The 16746-nt window shown below is 73.3% G+C and carries 13 protein-coding genes; 2 read left to right on the forward strand and 11 right to left on the reverse strand.

The window, feature by feature from the left end; all coding sequences use genetic code 11:
- Window positions 1-53: 53 nt before the first annotated feature.
- From ABTX60_RS12020 to ABTX60_RS12055, 8 genes are all read right to left on the reverse strand, one after another.
- Window positions 54-1961: a VgrG-related protein gene (locus tag ABTX60_RS12020; RefSeq protein ID WP_352096947.1), complete on the reverse strand. Its 1908-nt coding sequence runs from the start codon at window positions 1959-1961 to the stop codon at window positions 54-56.
- A complete protein-coding gene (locus ABTX60_RS12025) occupies window positions 1961-2686 on the reverse strand; it encodes a CIS tube protein (RefSeq protein ID WP_352096948.1) in 726 nt (241 codons plus the stop codon). The genes ABTX60_RS12020 and ABTX60_RS12025 overlap by 1 nt, the downstream gene beginning before the upstream one ends.
- Before the next feature lie 57 nt (window positions 2687-2743).
- A complete protein-coding gene (locus tag ABTX60_RS12030; protein ID WP_190053470.1) occupies window positions 2744-3166 on the reverse strand; it encodes a phage tail protein in 423 nt (140 codons plus the stop codon).
- A gap of 83 nt (window positions 3167-3249) precedes the next feature.
- Window positions 3250-3762: an extensin gene (locus ABTX60_RS12035; RefSeq protein ID WP_352096949.1), complete on the reverse strand. Its 513-nt coding sequence runs from the start codon at window positions 3760-3762 to the stop codon at window positions 3250-3252.
- Between the two features lie 3186 nt (window positions 3763-6948).
- Window positions 6949-7107: a DUF6760 family protein gene (locus ABTX60_RS12040; protein ID WP_352096950.1), complete on the reverse strand. Its 159-nt coding sequence runs from the start codon at window positions 7105-7107 to the stop codon at window positions 6949-6951.
- Window positions 7104-7598 carry a hypothetical protein gene (locus ABTX60_RS12045; RefSeq protein ID WP_352096951.1) on the reverse strand — a complete coding sequence of 165 codons (495 nt, stop codon included), beginning with the start codon at window positions 7596-7598 and terminating at the stop codon, window positions 7104-7106. The genes ABTX60_RS12040 and ABTX60_RS12045 overlap by 4 nt, the downstream gene beginning before the upstream one ends.
- Window positions 7598-8041: a phage tail protein gene (locus ABTX60_RS12050; protein ID WP_142159014.1), complete on the reverse strand. Its 444-nt coding sequence runs from the start codon at window positions 8039-8041 to the stop codon at window positions 7598-7600. The genes ABTX60_RS12045 and ABTX60_RS12050 overlap by 1 nt, the downstream gene beginning before the upstream one ends.
- A 69-nt stretch (window positions 8042-8110) precedes the next feature.
- Window positions 8111-9700: a phage tail sheath family protein gene (locus ABTX60_RS12055; RefSeq protein WP_352096952.1), complete on the reverse strand. Its 1590-nt coding sequence runs from the start codon at window positions 9698-9700 to the stop codon at window positions 8111-8113.
- A gap of 232 nt (window positions 9701-9932) precedes the next feature.
- Here ABTX60_RS12055 and ABTX60_RS12060 point away from each other — a divergent pair, with 232 nt between their 5' ends.
- The gene (locus ABTX60_RS12060) at window positions 9933-11522 is read left to right on the forward strand and encodes an eCIS core domain-containing protein (RefSeq protein WP_352096953.1); all 1590 of its coding nucleotides are present in this window, start codon (window positions 9933-9935) and stop codon (window positions 11520-11522) included.
- Window positions 11523-11608: 86 nt separating this feature from the next.
- The gene (locus ABTX60_RS12065) at window positions 11609-13030 is read left to right on the forward strand and encodes an RICIN domain-containing protein (protein WP_352096954.1); all 1422 of its coding nucleotides are present in this window, start codon (window positions 11609-11611) and stop codon (window positions 13028-13030) included.
- Between the two features lie 13 nt (window positions 13031-13043).
- Here the strand turns inward: ABTX60_RS12065 and ABTX60_RS12070 are convergent, their stop codons facing one another.
- From ABTX60_RS12070 to ABTX60_RS12080, 3 genes are all read right to left on the reverse strand, one after another.
- Complete coding sequence (locus ABTX60_RS12070) at window positions 13044-15029, reverse strand: ATP-binding protein (RefSeq protein ID WP_352096955.1); 1986 nt, start codon at window positions 15027-15029, stop codon at window positions 13044-13046.
- Window positions 15026-15715, reverse strand: a complete 690-nt coding sequence (locus ABTX60_RS12075; RefSeq protein WP_352096956.1) for a Pvc16 family protein — start codon at window positions 15713-15715, stop codon at window positions 15026-15028. Before ABTX60_RS12075 ends, ABTX60_RS12070 begins: the two co-directional genes overlap by 4 nt.
- Window positions 15716-15874: 159 nt before the next feature.
- Window positions 15875-16543: a helix-turn-helix transcriptional regulator gene (locus ABTX60_RS12080; protein ID WP_352096957.1), complete on the reverse strand. Its 669-nt coding sequence runs from the start codon at window positions 16541-16543 to the stop codon at window positions 15875-15877.
- Between the last annotated feature and the right edge of the window lie 203 nt (window positions 16544-16746).

Raw genomic sequence — 16746 nt, forward strand, 5'->3', positions numbered from 1 at the left:
GAAGCACACCCTGTCTTTCCTGGTCACCATCACGGTCACGGTCACGGTCACGGTCATGGGATCGGCATCGGGACGGGGATGGTCTTGACGCCGAACACGTTCGATCCGATGAGCGTGGTCGGGGACTTGATCGTCGTGTTGATGAGCGAGTTGATCTGCACGGTGCCCTTGCCGGTGAGGCTGGCGATGCCCGTGGCGTCCAGGTTCAGGGCGCCGAGCGCGTTCACGCTGATCGCCCCGGCGGCCCGCACATTGACCAGACCGCCGCCCTGGATGGTGAGCGGCCCGCCGCTCTTGATGCTGAGACTGCGCCGGGCACTCAGCGAGAGGTCGCCGCCCGCCTCGACCGACACCGAGCGGCTGCCCTTGATGGTCACCGAGCCCTTGCTGTCCACGGTGATCTCGGTCTTCGTCCGGTCCAGGTTGATGGTCAGCTGCTTGTCACCGGAGATCAGCCGGACGCCCTGCTTGCGCAGGCCCGTCTTCTGGCTGAGCAGGTCCATCCGGTTGCCGTCCCGGTCGGAGACGGTGTGCCGGCTCGCCTTCTTGCGGACGGTGTCGTGCAGCGGCACGTCGCCGACGGCAGTGGGCTTGTCCCGCCCGTTGTAGAGCCCGCCGATGACGAACGGATGGTCCAGGGCACCCCGGTCGAACGCGACCAGCACCTCGTCGTTGACGTCCATCGGGAACACCCCGCCGCCGCCCAGACCGCCCAGTTGCACGGTCCGCGTCCAGTCGCTGACGTACGTGTCGTCCAGCCACGGGAACTGCAGCCGCACCCGCCCCTGCTTGAGCGGGTCGTTGACGTCGGTGACGAGGGCGTTGGCCACGCCGGGCAGCCGCGGCGCGGCGGGCGTCCCGCCCGAGGCCAGCCCGAACAGCGAGCGCCACTGCCGTCCGCTGACCGTCACCCACACCTCGTAGTGCCTGCCGTCGCCGAAGTCGTGCCGCACCGAGGTGACGGTGTACTTGCCCTCGAAGGGCACGCCCACGTCCGCCAGCGCGACCGGAACTCCCGGGCGCAGCTTGGGATTTCCGCGCGCCACGACCTCCAGCTCGGCGAACGAGCCGGTGACGTCGTCGGCGAGGGCGTCGGCGGCGAACTTCACCTCGCTCTGCTTGTCGTAGGGCGTGCCCGTCTCCACGAGCGTCGCGGCCTTGAACTTCCCCGCCGCCGCGCCCGGGGTGGTGCCGATGGTGATGCCGGGGTTGCCGCTCGCGGGCGCGGTGGCGGTCAGCTTCTTCTTGGTGGTCACGTCCCACCCGCGCGATTCGACCTTGGCCACCTGGTCGGCGGCGGTGACGGCGGCCCGCAGGCGCAGGATGTCGTGCCCGCCCTGGAGGACGAACGGGCTCTTGTCGCCGTCGGTGTTCGGGGAGGGCGCGCCGGAGGCCGACTTGGGCTTCACGAACTGGAACTTGCCGTCCGCGTCCACCGACATGACCATCTCGTTCTCGTCGGCGAGCCGCGCGAGGAAGTCCCAGTCGGTGACGTTGGACTGGCTGATGAACTCGTACACCGTCTTCGTCGACTCGATCCGCCCGATCGGCACACCGTCCTTGCCGGCGAGCTTGCGGGCGATGTCCGAGGCGCTCTGGTTGCGGTACGCCGCGACCCGGCGCTGGCGCAGCAGACGGTGCCCGAAGTCGTAACCGCGGACCACGGTGTAGCTGCCGGTGCCGTCGTAGTCGGCCTCCAGGCCGGTGACCTCGCCGGTCAGCAGCGGATCGCCGGCGCCCTCGCCGTCGGACACCGGCGTGAACACCACCTCGGTGCCGAAGGTGATGCCCAGCTTGCCGAGCAGCAACCGGTACGGGTCGCGGAACGTCAGCCGGAACGCGGCCGGGACGCCGACCCCCTGGTCGACGTGGCTCTCCACCAGGTCCGGGAGGAACTCGGGCGGCAGCGGGGCCCCGCCGATCTTCACGTCGACGACGCTGACGAAAGCGGACTGCACCATCAGGAACGCACCTCCTCGGCGGCCGGCAGCACGAGTTCGATGCCGGTCGGCAGCCGCGACGGGTCGTCGATGCCGTTGGCCTCGGCGATGGAGCGCCAGGCGGCCGCGTTGCCGTACTCCCGCCAGGCCAGGGACTGCAGGGAATCGCCCGCCACGACCCGGTGTACACGCTGCGCGGTGAGCGCGCCGGAGGTCGGGTTCTGCCCCTTCGTCTTCATCGGGATCTCGTGCAGCTGCACCCGGCAGGTGGCGCGGATGGGCACGCCGGTCGTCGAGAACAGCGTGTAGTCGGCCGCCACGGAGCTCACGTACGCCGTGAACCGGGCCGTCGAGAACGACCCCCACTGGAAGACGACCCAGGGCGGTGACGGCTGCTTGGCGGCGATGCTCTTGGTCGTCACCTCGCAGCAGGCGAGCAGTGAGTCGACCTTCTTCATCACGGAGTTGCTGGTCGGCTCGTCGGAGGAGTCGAGGAAGATCTCGACGGCCATCTCGCGCGGCTCCGCCCCCATGAACTCCGGCAGCGGGCCGACCCGTTCGGTCTGCGCGGGGGTCGTCTTCCACTGGGCGCGGCGGCTCAGGGACAACTGCGCCGGGTTGAAGTCGAAGTCGAACGTCCTGATGATCCCGCCGGGTGTCCTGCTCTTGCCCTTCGGCGGTTCGTGAATGGCGAGCGTGGCGCGGATGAGGCTCTTGCCCGCGCCCCTCTTACTGCCCTTGGCCATGATGTCCCGGTCCTCCCCTGGGCCCGTCCCGTCCGTTCCGTCCGTCCCGTCGACCGCTCAGTCCGTGAACCCGTGGTGGGTGATCTCCAGCACCTCGGTCGCCACGGCCGGGTTGGCCGGATCGAGGGAGGGGCCGGTCCAGCTCACCGGCAGTACGTCGATGAGCCCCCACCGGGCGACCTCCGACCCGTCGGCGCGCAGCGCCGCGATCTGGGCGGTGGGCCGCTTGATGCCCGTCTGCAGCGACGAGATCCACTTGGCGACCTTGGTCGTGTCCGGGGTGAGCGGCCGGGTCAGCCGGATCGTCGAGAACGACACGCGGGTCGGCAGCTGCCAGACGAAGCCGTTGTTGCCGCCCTCCTGGCGCTGCTCGATCTCCACCTGCGAGGACAGCCCTTCGCATCCGTTGAAGTAACCGAGGCTCTCGCCGTCGATGCTGAGGGTGAACCAGATGGTGGAGCCCGGATCCTGGCGGGACATCGCGGGTGGGCCTTTCTGTCGTTCCCGGTCGTTCGTCTCCGGGGTGGGGCTGGATGCGGCTGGGCGCGGCTGGGTGGTGCCGGTCAGTGGCGGGGGTCCCGGAGCCGGCCGATGCGTTCGCGGTCCAGGCGCAGTTCCGCGCGGATCAGGCGGGTGATGCGCCCGATGATGCGGTGCACGAGTTCGTCCAGCTGGAAGTCGGTCAGCTCACGGGGGTCGAAGGCGCCGGCCGGGACTTCCGCGTATGCGGGCGGAGGCGGTCCGGCCGGAGCTGCGCCGGGATGGGACGGGCCGTCGGGGGGTGGCGGGGCCTGGTTGGTGAGGGTGGTGGCGACCGTGGCCGCGGCGGCCGCGGCGAGGGCACCGGTGGCCGAGGGGGGTGCGGTGTGGGGCGCCGGCTTGGGCTTCTTGCGGAAGAGGTGCTGGACGACGGGGAGGGGCGGCTGGGGGCTGGTCGCCTGAGGGGTGGGCTGGGGGGCCGTTGTGCGTGGTGCGGAGGGCTGTGGTGGCGGAGGTGTCGGGTCCGGTGTGGTGCGGGTGGGCCCTGCGGGGAGGCCGCTCGGAGTGGGCAGGGGCGTGGGTACGGGTGCGCCCAAGGGGGAGCGGCGGGGGGCGGGCGAGGTGGCGTGGGGGGTGCGCGAGGGTGAGGGCGAGGGGGGCGTCACGGGGCCCGGGGGCGGCGGAGTCGCGGAGGTGGGCCGTGCGGTGAGGGGAGCGCCGAGACCGAGGCGAGGAGGGCGCGGGGTGGTGGTTCGCTGGACGGGCGGTGTGGCGGTGGGGAATGTGGGCTTCGCGGTTGGGGCGGGCTGGGTGGGTTTCGCAGGACCGGTCGTCACCCGCTGGGTGGTGGGCCCGCTGGGTGCCGGGTCGGGGGCGGGCAGGACGTGTGCGGGGCCGGGGGCCGGGGTGGTGTGACTGGGGGCCGCGGGGGTGTCCTGGGTGTGGGAGGCCGGGGTGGTGCCGGTCGGAGTCGTACGGTTCCGGTCGGCTGGAGCCGGTACGGGCGTGGGCGTCGGGGAGTCGGGGTGAGAAGCCTTGCCGGCAGGGGCCGCAGGGGCCGCAGGGGCCGCAGGGGTGCCGGGCCGGGGTGCGGGGCTGTGCGTCGTAGTGCCGCCGGAGCCGGGGGTGAGCGCCCCGCCGCTGCTGGTGGCCGGGGGGCGTGGCGACGGGCCGGAGTCGGCAGGGCGGCGCTGGACGGTGGGAGCCGGTTGGCTGGAGCCGTCGGCCCCGGTGCGCGCTGCCCTTGTGGGAGGCGTCGGGGTACTCGTCGGATTCCCGAGGGCGGGACGTCGCGGCTCGGCAGGCGCGGAGGACGTGGCGGTGCGATGGGAGGGTGGCTGGGTTGGTGGCGTGAGGCGTCGTGGCCCGGCCGGGGTCGGGGGCGTGCCGGGATCGGAGGGTGGCTGGGTTGGTGGCGTGGGGCGTCGTGGCCCGGCCGGGATCGAGGGTGTGGCGGGGCCGAGGAGCGGCCGGGTTTCTCCCGTGGAGCGTCGTGGCCCGCCTGGGGCTGAGGGTGTGGCCGGACCTCGGAGTTGCTGCGCGGGCGCTCCCGTAGCGGGCCGGGCGTGGTGCGGGTCCGTGTCGATCTCCGGTGCGGTCGCCGTGGGGCGCGGGGCGGCCGGGACGGCAGCGGAGGATGACTCCGCGCCATGCCCGGGTGTGTCTCGTTCGTGGTCGTGTGCCGCATCCCGCCGGACGGCGGTCGTGCGCTGTACCGGAACGTCGGCGGAGTGGGGCACCGGGATGCCGGGCCGCGCTGCGGAGTTGCCCAGGGGCGCGGGCAACGGCCGCTGCTGCACTGGGACGTTACGGGGGCCGGGCGCGCTGGGCGGTGCCGCCGGACGGGGGACGTGCTGGACCGGAACCTGCGAGGAGCTCGGTGCCGCGGGGCCGTCGGCCCGTGCCGCCGAGTCGCTCTCGGGACGGGCGGGCGTGGGCCGCACCGGGGCGGAGTGGGAAACGGGTGGTGCGCCGGGAGATGCCGCCGGGGTGCTGGGCCCCGGTGGCGTACTGCTGCCGGGCGCCCGCACAGCCCTCTGGACCCGCACGCCCTCGGTCGCGCCGGAGTTGCCCGGCCCCCTTACGGGATCGACGGGTCGGCCGCCTGGAGCCGGTGACTCGGGTGGGGTCGGCACCGCAGGGCCGGGAACGTGCGCTCGACCGCTGTCCGTTGCCGTCGGAGCCCCACCCGCCGTGTTGCCGCGGGAGGACCTGACAGCTCCGGGTGCCGTCGGCAGCGTCCGCCGCTGCACCGGAGTCGCCGAGCCCGACGTCCTCGTCAACGACCCGGCCCGGGACGGCTGGTTGGTCGGCACGGGGGTCACCCGGAGTCCGGATGCGGGCGGCGGGGAGGTAGTCGTTTCGGCCGGCGGCAGCGGAGCGGCCGCGTCGGCAGACCCCGCACGGGGCGACGCCGAGCGGGCTCCCTGCGCTGCGGCGGCGGCGCGTTGTGCGGTGGCGGTGGTTCGGGCCGCGGGTGTCGAAGCGGCAGTCCCCTCGCCGTGCCCGGGGTGTGCGACAGGGGAGGCCGGCACAGCCGTAGCGGCTCGGCGGGCTGTGGCGGGAGTGGTCCTGCCCGAGGGTTCGGCAGGGGCTGCCCCCTTCCCAGGGCCGGGGCGCGCCGCAGGGGTGCGTTGTGCTGTCACGGGGGTGAGTCCGGCGGTGGCTGTCGAGCCGCTCGTCCCGGGGCCCGAACGCGTGGAACCGGGAGCGGAGGTGCGCGGCGCGGCGGATGGCGTGCCGGTCGGGGCTGGTACGGGGGCCACCCCGGCCGCCGGGGCACCGTCGCGGCCGGAGCGAGCGGCCGGGGGCCTCACCGCACTCCCCGCAACCGGCGACGGGCTCGCGGACGCGGCGGGCGCGCCACTGCGCGTCCGCCGCGCGACAGGCCCGTCCCCGGGGCCCGGGCCGGCGCCCGGTGCCGCGTCCACCACCGCACCGGAAGCGCCGACACGGGACCTACCGGGCACCCCAGGGCCGACGTCCACCGCAGGGCCCCTGGTCACTGCCTGGCCACGAACGGCCTCAGCGCCACCGACCACTCCAGAACCACCACCGGCCACCGGCCCCCTCGTCACCCCAGGACGCCTGGTAACTCCAGGACCCCTGGTCACCCCCCGGCCACCGGCGACCCCAGAGCCGCCGACCACCCCCGGACCACCAGCGCCCCCAGACCTGTCGGCCACCTCAGATCCGCCGGTCACCCCAGGCCCCCTGGGCGGAAGTGCCCGCAACGGCACCGCCGGTGGCCGCTGCGGCACCGGCTCCGGACCGGCCAACGGCAGTGCTCCCGCGCGGTGTTCGAGGCCGGACACCGGCCGGCCCGCCGCCGGGCGAGGAACGTCACCGAGTACGGCGCTCGACTGCCCGTCCAGGACGGCGTGGGACGCCGTGTCCATGAACGACGGGTTCTGCCACGTCGACAACCGCCCGCCGAATCCCGCGTCCGCGACCCCGGACCGCCGCCCCGGGGCCAGCGCCCGCTGGATCGGCGGCAGCCCCGGCCAGGAGGCGGTGACCACAGGGCGGTCCTCCGCCCGGGTGCCGCTGCCCGGCACGCCCGTACCGGCCTCCGCCCGCCCGTCCGTGCCCGATCGGCCCGACTCGCCCGGACCGGCATCGGACCGCGCCCCGGCCCGACCGTCGAGCGGCACCGCACGGTCGGCCACCTCGCCGTCACCGGAGCCGGCACCGGCCCCCGAACCGAATCCGAAGACGGAGCCAGGGCCCGAGGCATCAGCCCCGATCCCCCGCCCCCACCGTCGTCCCAGGAACCCCACGCCTCAGCCCTCCGCCCCGGCACGCGTCACCAGGGACGCGATCTCGTTGGTGAACCGGCGGCGGTCGTGGTGTTCCAGGTCCAGGATGTCGTCCATGCTCCAGTGGAAGTGGTAGGCCACGTACGCGATCTCCTCGTGCAGCCGGTCGGTCGCGTACGTCACGATTCCCCCAGGCGGCTCCCGCCGAGTTCCACCTCGAAGGACTCCGTGCAGTGCGGGCACCGCACGGCCGCGCGGGTGTGCCCCTCCGCGTTGATCTGCCGGTAGAAGTCCTGCAGGAACGCCAGGTCGGAGGCGAACATGTTCTCCACGATCCCGTCGTGGACCATCGCCAGCGTGCCGAGCCGGGTGATGACCCGGCCCAGCAGGACCACCGACAGGTACGCCGGGTTCTCCTGGACACGGACGTCCCGCAGCGGGACCAGTTCGTCCCGTGCCGTCGACAGGCGCATCACGCCGTCCCGGTGCACGGTGCCCGAGTCGTCGACGTAGCCGCGCGGCAACTGGAAGGGGAACTCGGTGCGCAGGTGGTCCTGGGGGAGGAGCGGGGCCTGCTCGGGGGCGTGGAGGTCCTGGGCCGGCTCCGGCCCGGGCTCCGCACTCCCCGGCGCCTGCGGCGCGGCCCCGCCCGCCCTCGCTGCCGTACGCCGCATTACTCGATGACCAGTTCTTCGAACACGATGGTGACGGTCTCCGTGAGGGCGGCCGCCTCGCCGGCCTTCACCGTGCTCGTGTCGATCTTGCTGCACCAGGCGTTGCGCAGGTTGTACCGCTTCACCGGGTTGTCCTCGAAGTCCATCATGATGATCGAGGCGTTCTTGCGGGCCGTCGCCATCCGGCCGGCGATGGAGTCGTTGATCCACTGCGTGAACGACGCCGACTGGGTCATGCCGCGTACGACGGTGCACTGCCCGTTCTTCTGCACGCCCGGCAGCAGGGCCACCTCGGACCTGCCCTGCGCGGTGTTCTGCTGGTAGGTGATGACGTCCTGTTCGAGGGTGAGGCCGCTGACCTCGGCGAGGTACTCGACCATCACACCGTCGATCTGGAGGCCGAAGTTGTGCGAGGTGAGGGCGTCACCCGGCTGGAGACTCATGTGTGGGATGTCCTTGTGACAGAGATCGTGAGGGGGGTACGGGAAGGCGGGACCAAGGGCCGGGGCGGGCTACTCCTCCAGCTCCCCGTTGCCGCTGGAGAACTGGGCCAGCCGGAAGATCACGAACTCGGCGGGTTTGACCGGGGAGATGCCGATCTCGCAGACGACCCGGCCGACGTCGACCGACTCGGGCGGGTTGGTCTCCTCGTCGCACTTGACGTAGTACGCCTCCTCGGGCCGCTGCCCGAAGAGCGCTCCGCTGCGCCACTCGTTGACCAGGAACGCCGAGATGTTGCGGCGGATCCGCGCCCACAGGTTGTGGTCGTTCGGCTCGAACACCACCCACTGGGTGCCGATCAGGATCGACTCCTCCAGATAGTTGAAGTACCGGCGGATGTTGAGGTAGCGCCAGGCCGGGTCGGAGGAGAGGGTGCGGGCTCCCCAGACGCGGATGCCGCGGCCGGGGAAGGCGCGGATGCAGTTGACGCCGATCGGGTTGAGCAGGTCCTGCTCGCCGCGGGTGATCTGGGTCTCCAGGTCCACCGCACCGCGGACGACCTCGTTGGCCGGCGCCTTGTGCACTCCGCGCTCGGCGTCGCTGCGGGCCCAGATGCCGGCGACGTGGCCGCTCGGAGGCACCAGGCGGGCCTGGCCGGTGGCCGGGTCGAAGGTCTTGATCCAGGGGTAGTACAGGGCCGCGTACTTGGAGTCGTACCCCGCGGTCTCCTGCCGCCAGACGCGGATCTGGCGGGCGTTGAGGCCCGGCGGCGGGTCGATGACGGCGACCCGGTCGCCCATCAGCTCGCAGTGCGCGATCAGCCCGAGCTGGACCGCCTTGACGGCCTCCAGGTCGATCGCGCCGCGCTGGTAGGCGGCCATCAGGTCGGGCACCGCGACCATGGAGATCTCGTCGACGGCCTCCAGACCGCCGAAGCCCGTCCGGTCGGCGGAGTCACCGAGGTACTGGGCCGGGCCCGGCTGCGCGGTGCCGGCCGGCTCGGCGGGGGCGGCGGCGGGCGCGGGAGCCGGTGCCGCCAGGGTCACCGTCTGGTTGTCCGGGCGGGCCAGCTGCGCGGCCGGCGCGGCCTCCGTGACGGCGATGAGCTTGGAGCGCTCCTTGACCTGTGTGACGACGTAGTTGCGGCCGCCCTTCTTGGCGGTCACGTCGAACGTCTCAACCGGCTTGCCGTCGTCCTTGACGATCAGCCGGAACCGCTCGGCGGGGCCCTCGCCCTCGGGGTCGGCGACCTCGACGCTCAATTCGCCCTGCGCCACGGCGGTGACGGTGAACGTGCCGAGCCGCGTCGGCTCGCCCGCGGGCAGCGCGGCCGGGGCGTTCGAGCGCCCGGCGACGGCCGCGGGGCCCTGACCGGCCTCGACGGGAGCACCCTCGGGGGAGCCGCCCACGCGGACGACGTACGCGGCGGAACCGCCGTTGTTGAAGAAGCCGTAGACGGAGTGCGCGAGGTAGTACCCGTCGGTGAACTCACCGAAGGCCGCCACGTACTGCGTCCAGTTGGTCACCAGCGTCGGCTCGTTCAGGGGACCGGTCGGCGCGAGCCCCACGAAGGCCGCCACGGACGTCCCCACCCCCTCGATCGGGCGCGAGCCGCTGGCCACCTCCTCGACGTAGACGCCGGGCGACAGGTAGGACGGCATGCTCTGCTCTCCTCGGGGTACGAGACACGAACACCTCCCACCCTCGCGCGCGCCCGACCGCGGATGAAACGTCCTCCGGTGCCGGAGCGGGGGCAACGCCGTTGCCCGCGAGGGCAGCACCGGCGACACCCCCGGCCCGTTCTGCCCCCGGATCTGCCCTCCCGGCCCTCCCGTGACGCGGCGACGGCCGGTACAGCTGACGGGTCAGCCGTCGATCACCGAGGGGAACGCCGTGCACGCACACGGAACACGGGGCGGGCGGGCCGCCGACCGGGACGACCGCCGTGCGGACGCATCCGGCGCGCCGGCCCACCGCATGCTGGCCCTGCAGCGCATGGCCGGCAACGCGGCCGTCGCCCGTGCCGTCGAGGAGGAGCGCCACGAGCACGACGGAAACTGCGGGCACACCCCCTCCGTGCAGCGCCGCGCCCTGGTGCACGACGTGCTGAACAGCCCGGGGCAGGGCATGGACGCCGGGCTGCGGACCGAGATGGAGGCCCGGTTCGGCGGTGCCGACTTCAGCGGCGTACGCGTGCACAAGGGGCCCCTCGCCCAGGAGTCGGCGGCCGAACTGGGCGCGAAGGCGTACACCTCCGGCGCCCACATCGTCGAGGGCGCGCCGCTGACGAAGGAGGACTGGGCGCACGAACTCACCCACTACCAGGACCAGATGACGGGACCCGTCCCCGGCACGGACAACGGCGCCGGGGTGCGGGTCTCCCGGGAGGACGACTCGGGTGAACGGCACGCCGTGGACAACGCCCGGCGGGTGATGAACGGGCCGGTGCCGGCCGTGCAGCGGACGCCGGACGAGAGCACCGCCAGGCCGGCCGGCGCGGTACCGGAGACGGGGACCGTGCAGCGTACGGTGTGGACCTTCGACCAGGGCGCCAGCGTCCAGGACGAACGCGAACGACCCCACTACCGGTGGCGCGGCGACGACGGCGCCCTCAAGTCCTCCGGCGACCTGGGCCTCGACCCCGCACGTAAGCCCCGGCCCGGCGACCGCTACGACGACGAGACCCGGCAGCTCCACAGCAGCGAGAACGTCGCGTTCTCCACCGAGGGCCGCATCCCGGAGCGGGACCTGGCCCGCGTCACCACCCGGACCAGGCGCGCGGTCGCCGAGGCCAAGCACCGCATCGCCTCGGCGCTCCAGCTGCTGAAGTCGGCCGACGGCGCCCCCGGGGGTCCGCTGCTGGCCGCCCTCCACTCGGGCTTCCCCCTGTTCCGGACGGTGCCGGCCCAGCAGCTGGGGGCGTTCCTGCCGCACATCACCGAGGTCGTCCAGCGCATCCAGGCCGGTCTGAACGCGCAGGGCGCACAGATCGCCCTGGTCGGCAGCGGGGTGCCCGGAGTGCCAGGCAACGCCACCGCCTGGGTCGACGGGAACCTGTCCGAGAACCTGGCGGGTCTGTTCAACCTCGGCCATCAGAAGACCAGTGAGGAACTGCCGCCGATGATGGAGCGCTCCGGTCCCCTCCACCTCCTGGAGCGCGGCCAGAACGCCTGGTACATCGTCCACGAGGCCACTCACCGGTTCGCCGGAACCCTCGACTTCCAGTACAGCCCGTACTTCGAGGAGGTGAAGGAGGACGACTTCCTGGCCGCGGCGGACCCGGAGACGGCGGCGGCGATGGAGCCCTCGACGCTCGACCGGCGCAAGGTGCGCGACCCTCAGGAGTTCACCGGCAAGGACGAGCAGACGTTCCGGCCCAAGCAGGCCAACTGGTACGCCCTGGGCCGGCGCGCCCTCATGAACGCCGACTCCTACGCCCAGTTCATCCTGACGGCCACCGGGGCGCAGACCCCCCGGACCTGACGGCCCAGCGGGGTGGCCCGTTCGGTCACGTCATCCTGCCCTCAGGCTTCCTGACGTGCCGTCGGCCCCGGGCTAGCGTCGCGACAGTGAGCCTGTGGACTTCCCTGGAACCCGCGTCCGCGACCGTCGACCCGGGCAGCGTGACGCGCGTCCGGCTGCGCCTGCGCAACACCGGCGACGTCGTCGACGAGTACCGCTTCGAGCCGGTCGGGCCCGTCGCCCCCTGGACGACGGTCGAACCGGCGGCCGTGCGCCTCTACCCCGGCACGACCGGGACGGTGGAGCTGACGTTCGCGCCGCCCCGGACGCCCGACGCCACGGCGGGGCCCAACCCCTACGCGGTGCGCATCACGCCGACCGAACACCCCGAGGCGACGACCGTCCCCGAGGGGAACCTGACCATCACCCCGTTCACCGAGGTGCGGGCGGAGCTGGTGCCGCCCACCGTCAAGGGACGCCTGCGGGGACGGCCCCGGCTCGCGGTCGACAACGTGGGCAACACCCGGCTCACCGCGTCCCTCGGCGGGAGCGACAACGGCGACGAGCTGTCGTACGACCTCCACCCGGGCAACGTGCAGATCGAGCCCGGCCGGGCCGCCTTCGTCAAAGCCACGCTCAAGCCGAAGAACATCATCTGGTTCGGCTCCAAGGAGCAGCGGCCCTACACCCTCACGGTGCAGCGCTCGGGCGCCGAACCGCTGCCCGTGGAGGGGACGTTCATCCAGCGCGGGTTCCTTCCGCGCTGGCTGGCGACCTGCTTCGGGATCCTGTTCGCCCTCGCGTTCACCTTCCTCATGCTGTGGATCACCTACAAGCCGGCGGTCGTCTCCAAGGCCAATCCGGGCCGGGCCGTCGAGGCGGGCAGCACCCTCGCGCCGTCGCCGAGCCCCACCCCGGCCCTCACCTCGGCCCCGCCGCCACCGTCACCGACCCCGCAGCAGCCGGAGGACGGCGACGGCCAGGGCGCCGGAGGAGGCGGTGGCGCAGGCGCTCCCGAGCAGACCAAGAAGCCCCCCAAGCCCGTGGTGCCGGCGGAGAACATCCTGCTGCGCAACCCCACCACCAGGAAGTGCGCGAGCCTGCCGGGCAACGACAAGGGCAAGATCGACGGCCGGGTGCAGCAGTTCGCGTGCAACGAGTCCCCGCAGAGCAACCAGCGGTGGAACCTCGAGGTGAGGTACCCGGACAAGGGTCCGGGCGGCCAGGCGCTGTTCCAGATCCGCAACGTCAAGGACCAGCTGTGCGTGGACCTGCCCAACTACGGGGCTGCCCCCGTGCGGTCCCCGATCACCGAGTACACCTGTGACGGCACGACCCGCGACAACCAGCTGTGGTGGCTCGACAAGCAGCCGAGCGGCTCCTACTGGATCCGCAACTTCGCCGGCAACAACAAGTGCCTGGACGTGGCCGGTTACAGCACCGGCGGCGACGGCACCAACCTGACCCTCTTCGACTGCTCCAACACGGATGACCAGGAGTGGGACATCGTGAAGCCGTCGGAGGGCTGACGCCGCGGGGCGGCTACCAGGTGCCTTCCCCCGGCACCAGGCGGCCGGCCTTGCGGTACTCACGGCGGGCGCCCTCCAGGAGGTCGCCCGCCGTGACGTTCCCCCCGCGCCCCGCGGCCAGATACGCGGCGGTCACCACGGCGCTGCGGATGGAGCCGCCCGCCAGTTCGAAGTCCTCGGCCAGCGAACCCAGTTCGACGCCGCCCGCGCCGGGCACGTGCGACAGGCTGTGCCGCCACAGCGCCAGGCGCTGCCCCGGGTCCGGGAACGGGAAGTCGACCACCAGGTCCAGGCGCCGGGTGAACGCCTCGTCGATGTTGGCGCGCAGGTTGGTGGTGAGCAGCGCGATGCCGTCGAAGGACTCCAGCCGCTGGAGCAGGTAGGAGCTCTCCAGGTTGGCGTACCGGTCGTGCGCGCCCTTCACCTCGGACCGCTTGCCGAAGACGGCGTCGGCCTCGTCGAAGAGGAGCACCGCGTCGGTGCGGTCGGCCTCGGTGAAGATGCGCTCGAGGTTCTTCTCGGTCTCGCCGACGTACTTGTCGACCACGGACGACAGCTGGACGACGTACAGGTCGAGGCCGAGATCGGCCGCGACCACCTCCGCCGAGAGCGTCTTGCCGGTGCCCGAGTCACCCGCGAACAGGCCGAGGACACCGCGGCCCCGGCCGCCGCCCGCGCTGAGCCGCCAGTCGCCGAGGACCCGGTCGCGGTGCCGGGCCCGCAGGGACAGTTCCCGCAGCTGGGTCAGGGGCCCTTCGGGCAGGACGAGGTCCCGCCAGTCGACGGCGGGCCGGATCCGCCGGGCGTGCCGCTCCAGGCCGGAGGCGGACTGCCGGCGGGCGGCGAGGCGCAGATGGGCGGGGGAGAGCGGCACACCCTCGAACGCGGCGAGGTCCCGGGCCGCGCGGGCGGCACGGGTGATGTGGTCGCCGGCGAGGCGGTACGGGGCGACGGTTGCGGCCAGGTCGAACTCCCCTTCCCCGCCGAGGGCGGCCGACCAGGCGTGCACCGCGCCCGCGCGCCGCGGCGGGGCCTCCAGGACGAGCGGGTCCCGCTCGCACCACCGGGGGTCGTACGGCCGCGTCCCGGTGACCAGTACGGGCACGTCCTCCGCCGCGGCCAACTGCCGGACCAGGGAACCGGGTTCGTCCGGCAGCCCGGTGACGACGACCGTGAGGCCGCTCAGCCGGGCCTCGCGCAGCAGATCGGGGACCCCGTCCTCGGGGCCCGAGAACCGTACGGCCGTGCGCCCCGCGTCCCGCAGCGCGCTGGTGACACAGGGGAGGGCGTCCCCCTCGCGGCGCTCCCGGACGTACGCGGTCAGGGGCGGTGCCCCGGTGGTGAGGCGGGCGGCGAGCAGGCCGGTGAAGCGGGCGGACTCCTCGTCGTCGCCGGGGAGCGTGTGCGGCAGCGGATGAAGGTGCCCGGCGAGTGCCGTGTCGGGGGTGTCGTCCCCGAGCAGATGCGCCACGAGCCGGTCCGGTACCCGCAACGAGCGGCTGAGGAAGGGCCGTTCCGGCTCCTCGACGGTGAGCAGCCCGAGGGCGGCCAGCGGGGCCGTGGGACGCAGCCGGGCCCGCGCCCCGGCCAGGTGGACGGGGACGCCGCACAGGTCGAGGGCGAGCGCCACGGTGGCCCGCCGCCTGCTGACGTCGTCGTTGAGATAGCCGTACAGCGGCTCGAACCCGCGGTCCAGGTCGGGCGCGAGGGCGATCAGGAGCAGCGCGCTGTCGAGCTCGGTCAGACCGAGCCGGGCGGACAGCTCGGCCAGCCGGTCCCCGGGCGGCCCGTCCGGGTCGGGGCAGGTGAGCGGCAACGGCTCGGCCGGGCGCAGCAGATGCCGTACGGCCTCGTCCGACAGGTACAGGCCGCGCAGCGGGTCCCCGGCCGTGGGGTCGTCGGCCGACCGGTGCTCGACCAGCAGGGCGGCCTGGTGCCGCAGCGCGGCGAGACGGGCGAGGAGCGCGGCGGCGGCCGTCTCGGCGTTCCGGGTGGTCACGTCACGGGTTTCCGTCCGCGTCCCGCGATGCGCCGAGCCCTCCTGCGGGCCTCCTCGGCCGCCGCCACCTGCCGGGGACTGTGCGCGCGTTCCTCCGTGCCTGGCGGCGTGCCGTCCAGGGCACTCATCCGCACAGCGGCACCCTCGGTGACGGGCGGCCCGGCGTCGTACTCGGGGTAGGCCGGGAAAGGCGCCGTGACCACCAGGTCCAGGGACGGCTTCAGTTCGCCGCCGAGCGCGGACCAGATCTCCGCGAGGGACCGCGACTCGGTCTGGATGCCGGCCACCGACACCGGGATCGTCATGCCCAACGCGGCCAGCGATCCAGGCAGTTCGGAGGGCGGCAGCAACTCGCGCGGTATCAGTGTCGCCAGTACGGCGGACAGCAGCCGGTGTTCGTCCTGGGGCTGCTTCGTCCACGCCGTCACCAGGTACGAGAGCCGGAACCAGCGCGGCGGCTGACGGCGCTTGACGACGATGTCCCGCTCGTCCCGGACCGGGAGCTGTCCGCGCTGGCGGCGGTTGACGTCCTCACGGATGTCGTAGAGGTAGGCGTTGATCGTGGGCGCGTTGCGGCGGGCGGCCCAGTCGCGGGTCGGGGCGTCGAGGGCGATGTCGATGCCGGAACCGGCGAGCGCGCCGCCGCTGAGCAGGCCCTTGAGGACCTCGTCCACCTCGTGGATCACCGCTGCGCTCCCGCTTTCGCCCTGCCCCGCACGTCCGGCGTGTCACCTGCCGCCCCGGCTCGATCCTGCCCCGGGCGACACCCGGGCCCGCAGGGACGCCCGGGACGGCTCCGGGGCAGAAAGCGCTGCCCGCGGGGGCGGATCCGGATGTCCGTTCGGTCAGATGTAGCCTTCCCGCAGGGCATGCGCCACGGCGTGCGCCCGGTTGCGCAGGTGCAGCCGGGTGGTCAGCCCGTGCATCACGTTCTTGACGGTGCGTTCGGAGTAGGACAGCTTGCTGGCGATCTCACCGGTGTCGAACCCCTCGGCCACCAGGCGCAGCACGTCCACCTCACGCGGTGTCAGTCCCGAGACCGGAGCGCCGGTGCGTCCGGCGGCCCCGCGGTGCAGGGTGCCCACCTGGTTGATGAGCCGGCCGAGCAGGTCGGCGGGCAGGTCGCCGTCGCCGCGGGCGGCCGCTAGCACGGCCTGCACCAGCCGGGTCGCGGTGGCCTCACGCCGCCACACGATGGCACCGACCCCGCACTCGATCACGTCGAGCAGTTCGGTCTCCCGCAGGGCACCCACCACGAGCACCGCCCGCGCGCCCTCGCTGCGCACGAGCCGGCGCAGCCGGGCCAGCGCCGTGTCGTCGAGTACGTCGTCGATGAGCAGGGCCACCGTGCCGGGACCGGATCCGGTCTCCTCCCGCAGGTCGATCTCCGGAAACCGGCGCAGCTGGCTGACCGCCCCCTCGCGTGAGATCGGGTCCGCGGCATGCACCGCCACGGGTATCCGGGCCGTCGTGCCGGCCGTGCCGGGGCCTGTGGTCCGCGATGAGCTGAGCAACCGATTCCCCTGTGTCCGTGTGCGGGCCACCTGCGTGGGGCCGGTGACCGATGTGCACGCTCCAGCCTTCTGGGACGAGTGGGCCCGGCGCAATCGTGGAGGACCACGAAGGGGACCACGAGATCGGCGGACGGCGGGGACCACGAAGGGTCGCCCGCAGAAGGGGACATGACGGCCCGTCCGGTCGATCCGGGGCCGGATCC

The sequence above is a fragment of the Streptomyces sp. NPDC126510 genome (genome assembly GCF_040302345.1).
Classification (GTDB): domain Bacteria; phylum Actinomycetota; class Actinomycetes; order Streptomycetales; family Streptomycetaceae; genus Streptomyces.

What these genes read in the sequence shown, in the direction of transcription:
- ABTX60_RS12020 (WP_352096947.1), bottom strand. Translation starts at nt 1,961, where the DNA reads ATGGTGCAGTCCGCTTTCGTCAGCGTCGTCGACGTGAAGATCGGCGGG.
- ABTX60_RS12025 (WP_352096948.1), bottom strand. Translation starts at nt 2,686, where the DNA reads ATGGCCAAGGGCAGTAAGAGGGGCGCGGGCAAGAGCCTCATCCGCGCC.
- ABTX60_RS12030 (WP_190053470.1), bottom strand. Translation starts at nt 3,166, where the DNA reads ATGTCCCGCCAGGATCCGGGCTCCACCATCTGGTTCACCCTCAGCATC.
- ABTX60_RS12045 (WP_352096951.1), bottom strand. Translation starts at nt 7,598, where the DNA reads ATGCGGCGTACGGCAGCGAGGGCGGGCGGGGCCGCGCCGCAGGCGCCG.
- ABTX60_RS12050 (WP_142159014.1), bottom strand. Translation starts at nt 8,041, where the DNA reads ATGAGTCTCCAGCCGGGTGACGCCCTCACCTCGCACAACTTCGGCCTC.
- ABTX60_RS12055 (WP_352096952.1), bottom strand. Translation starts at nt 9,700, where the DNA reads ATGCCGTCCTACCTGTCGCCCGGCGTCTACGTCGAGGAGGTGGCCAGC.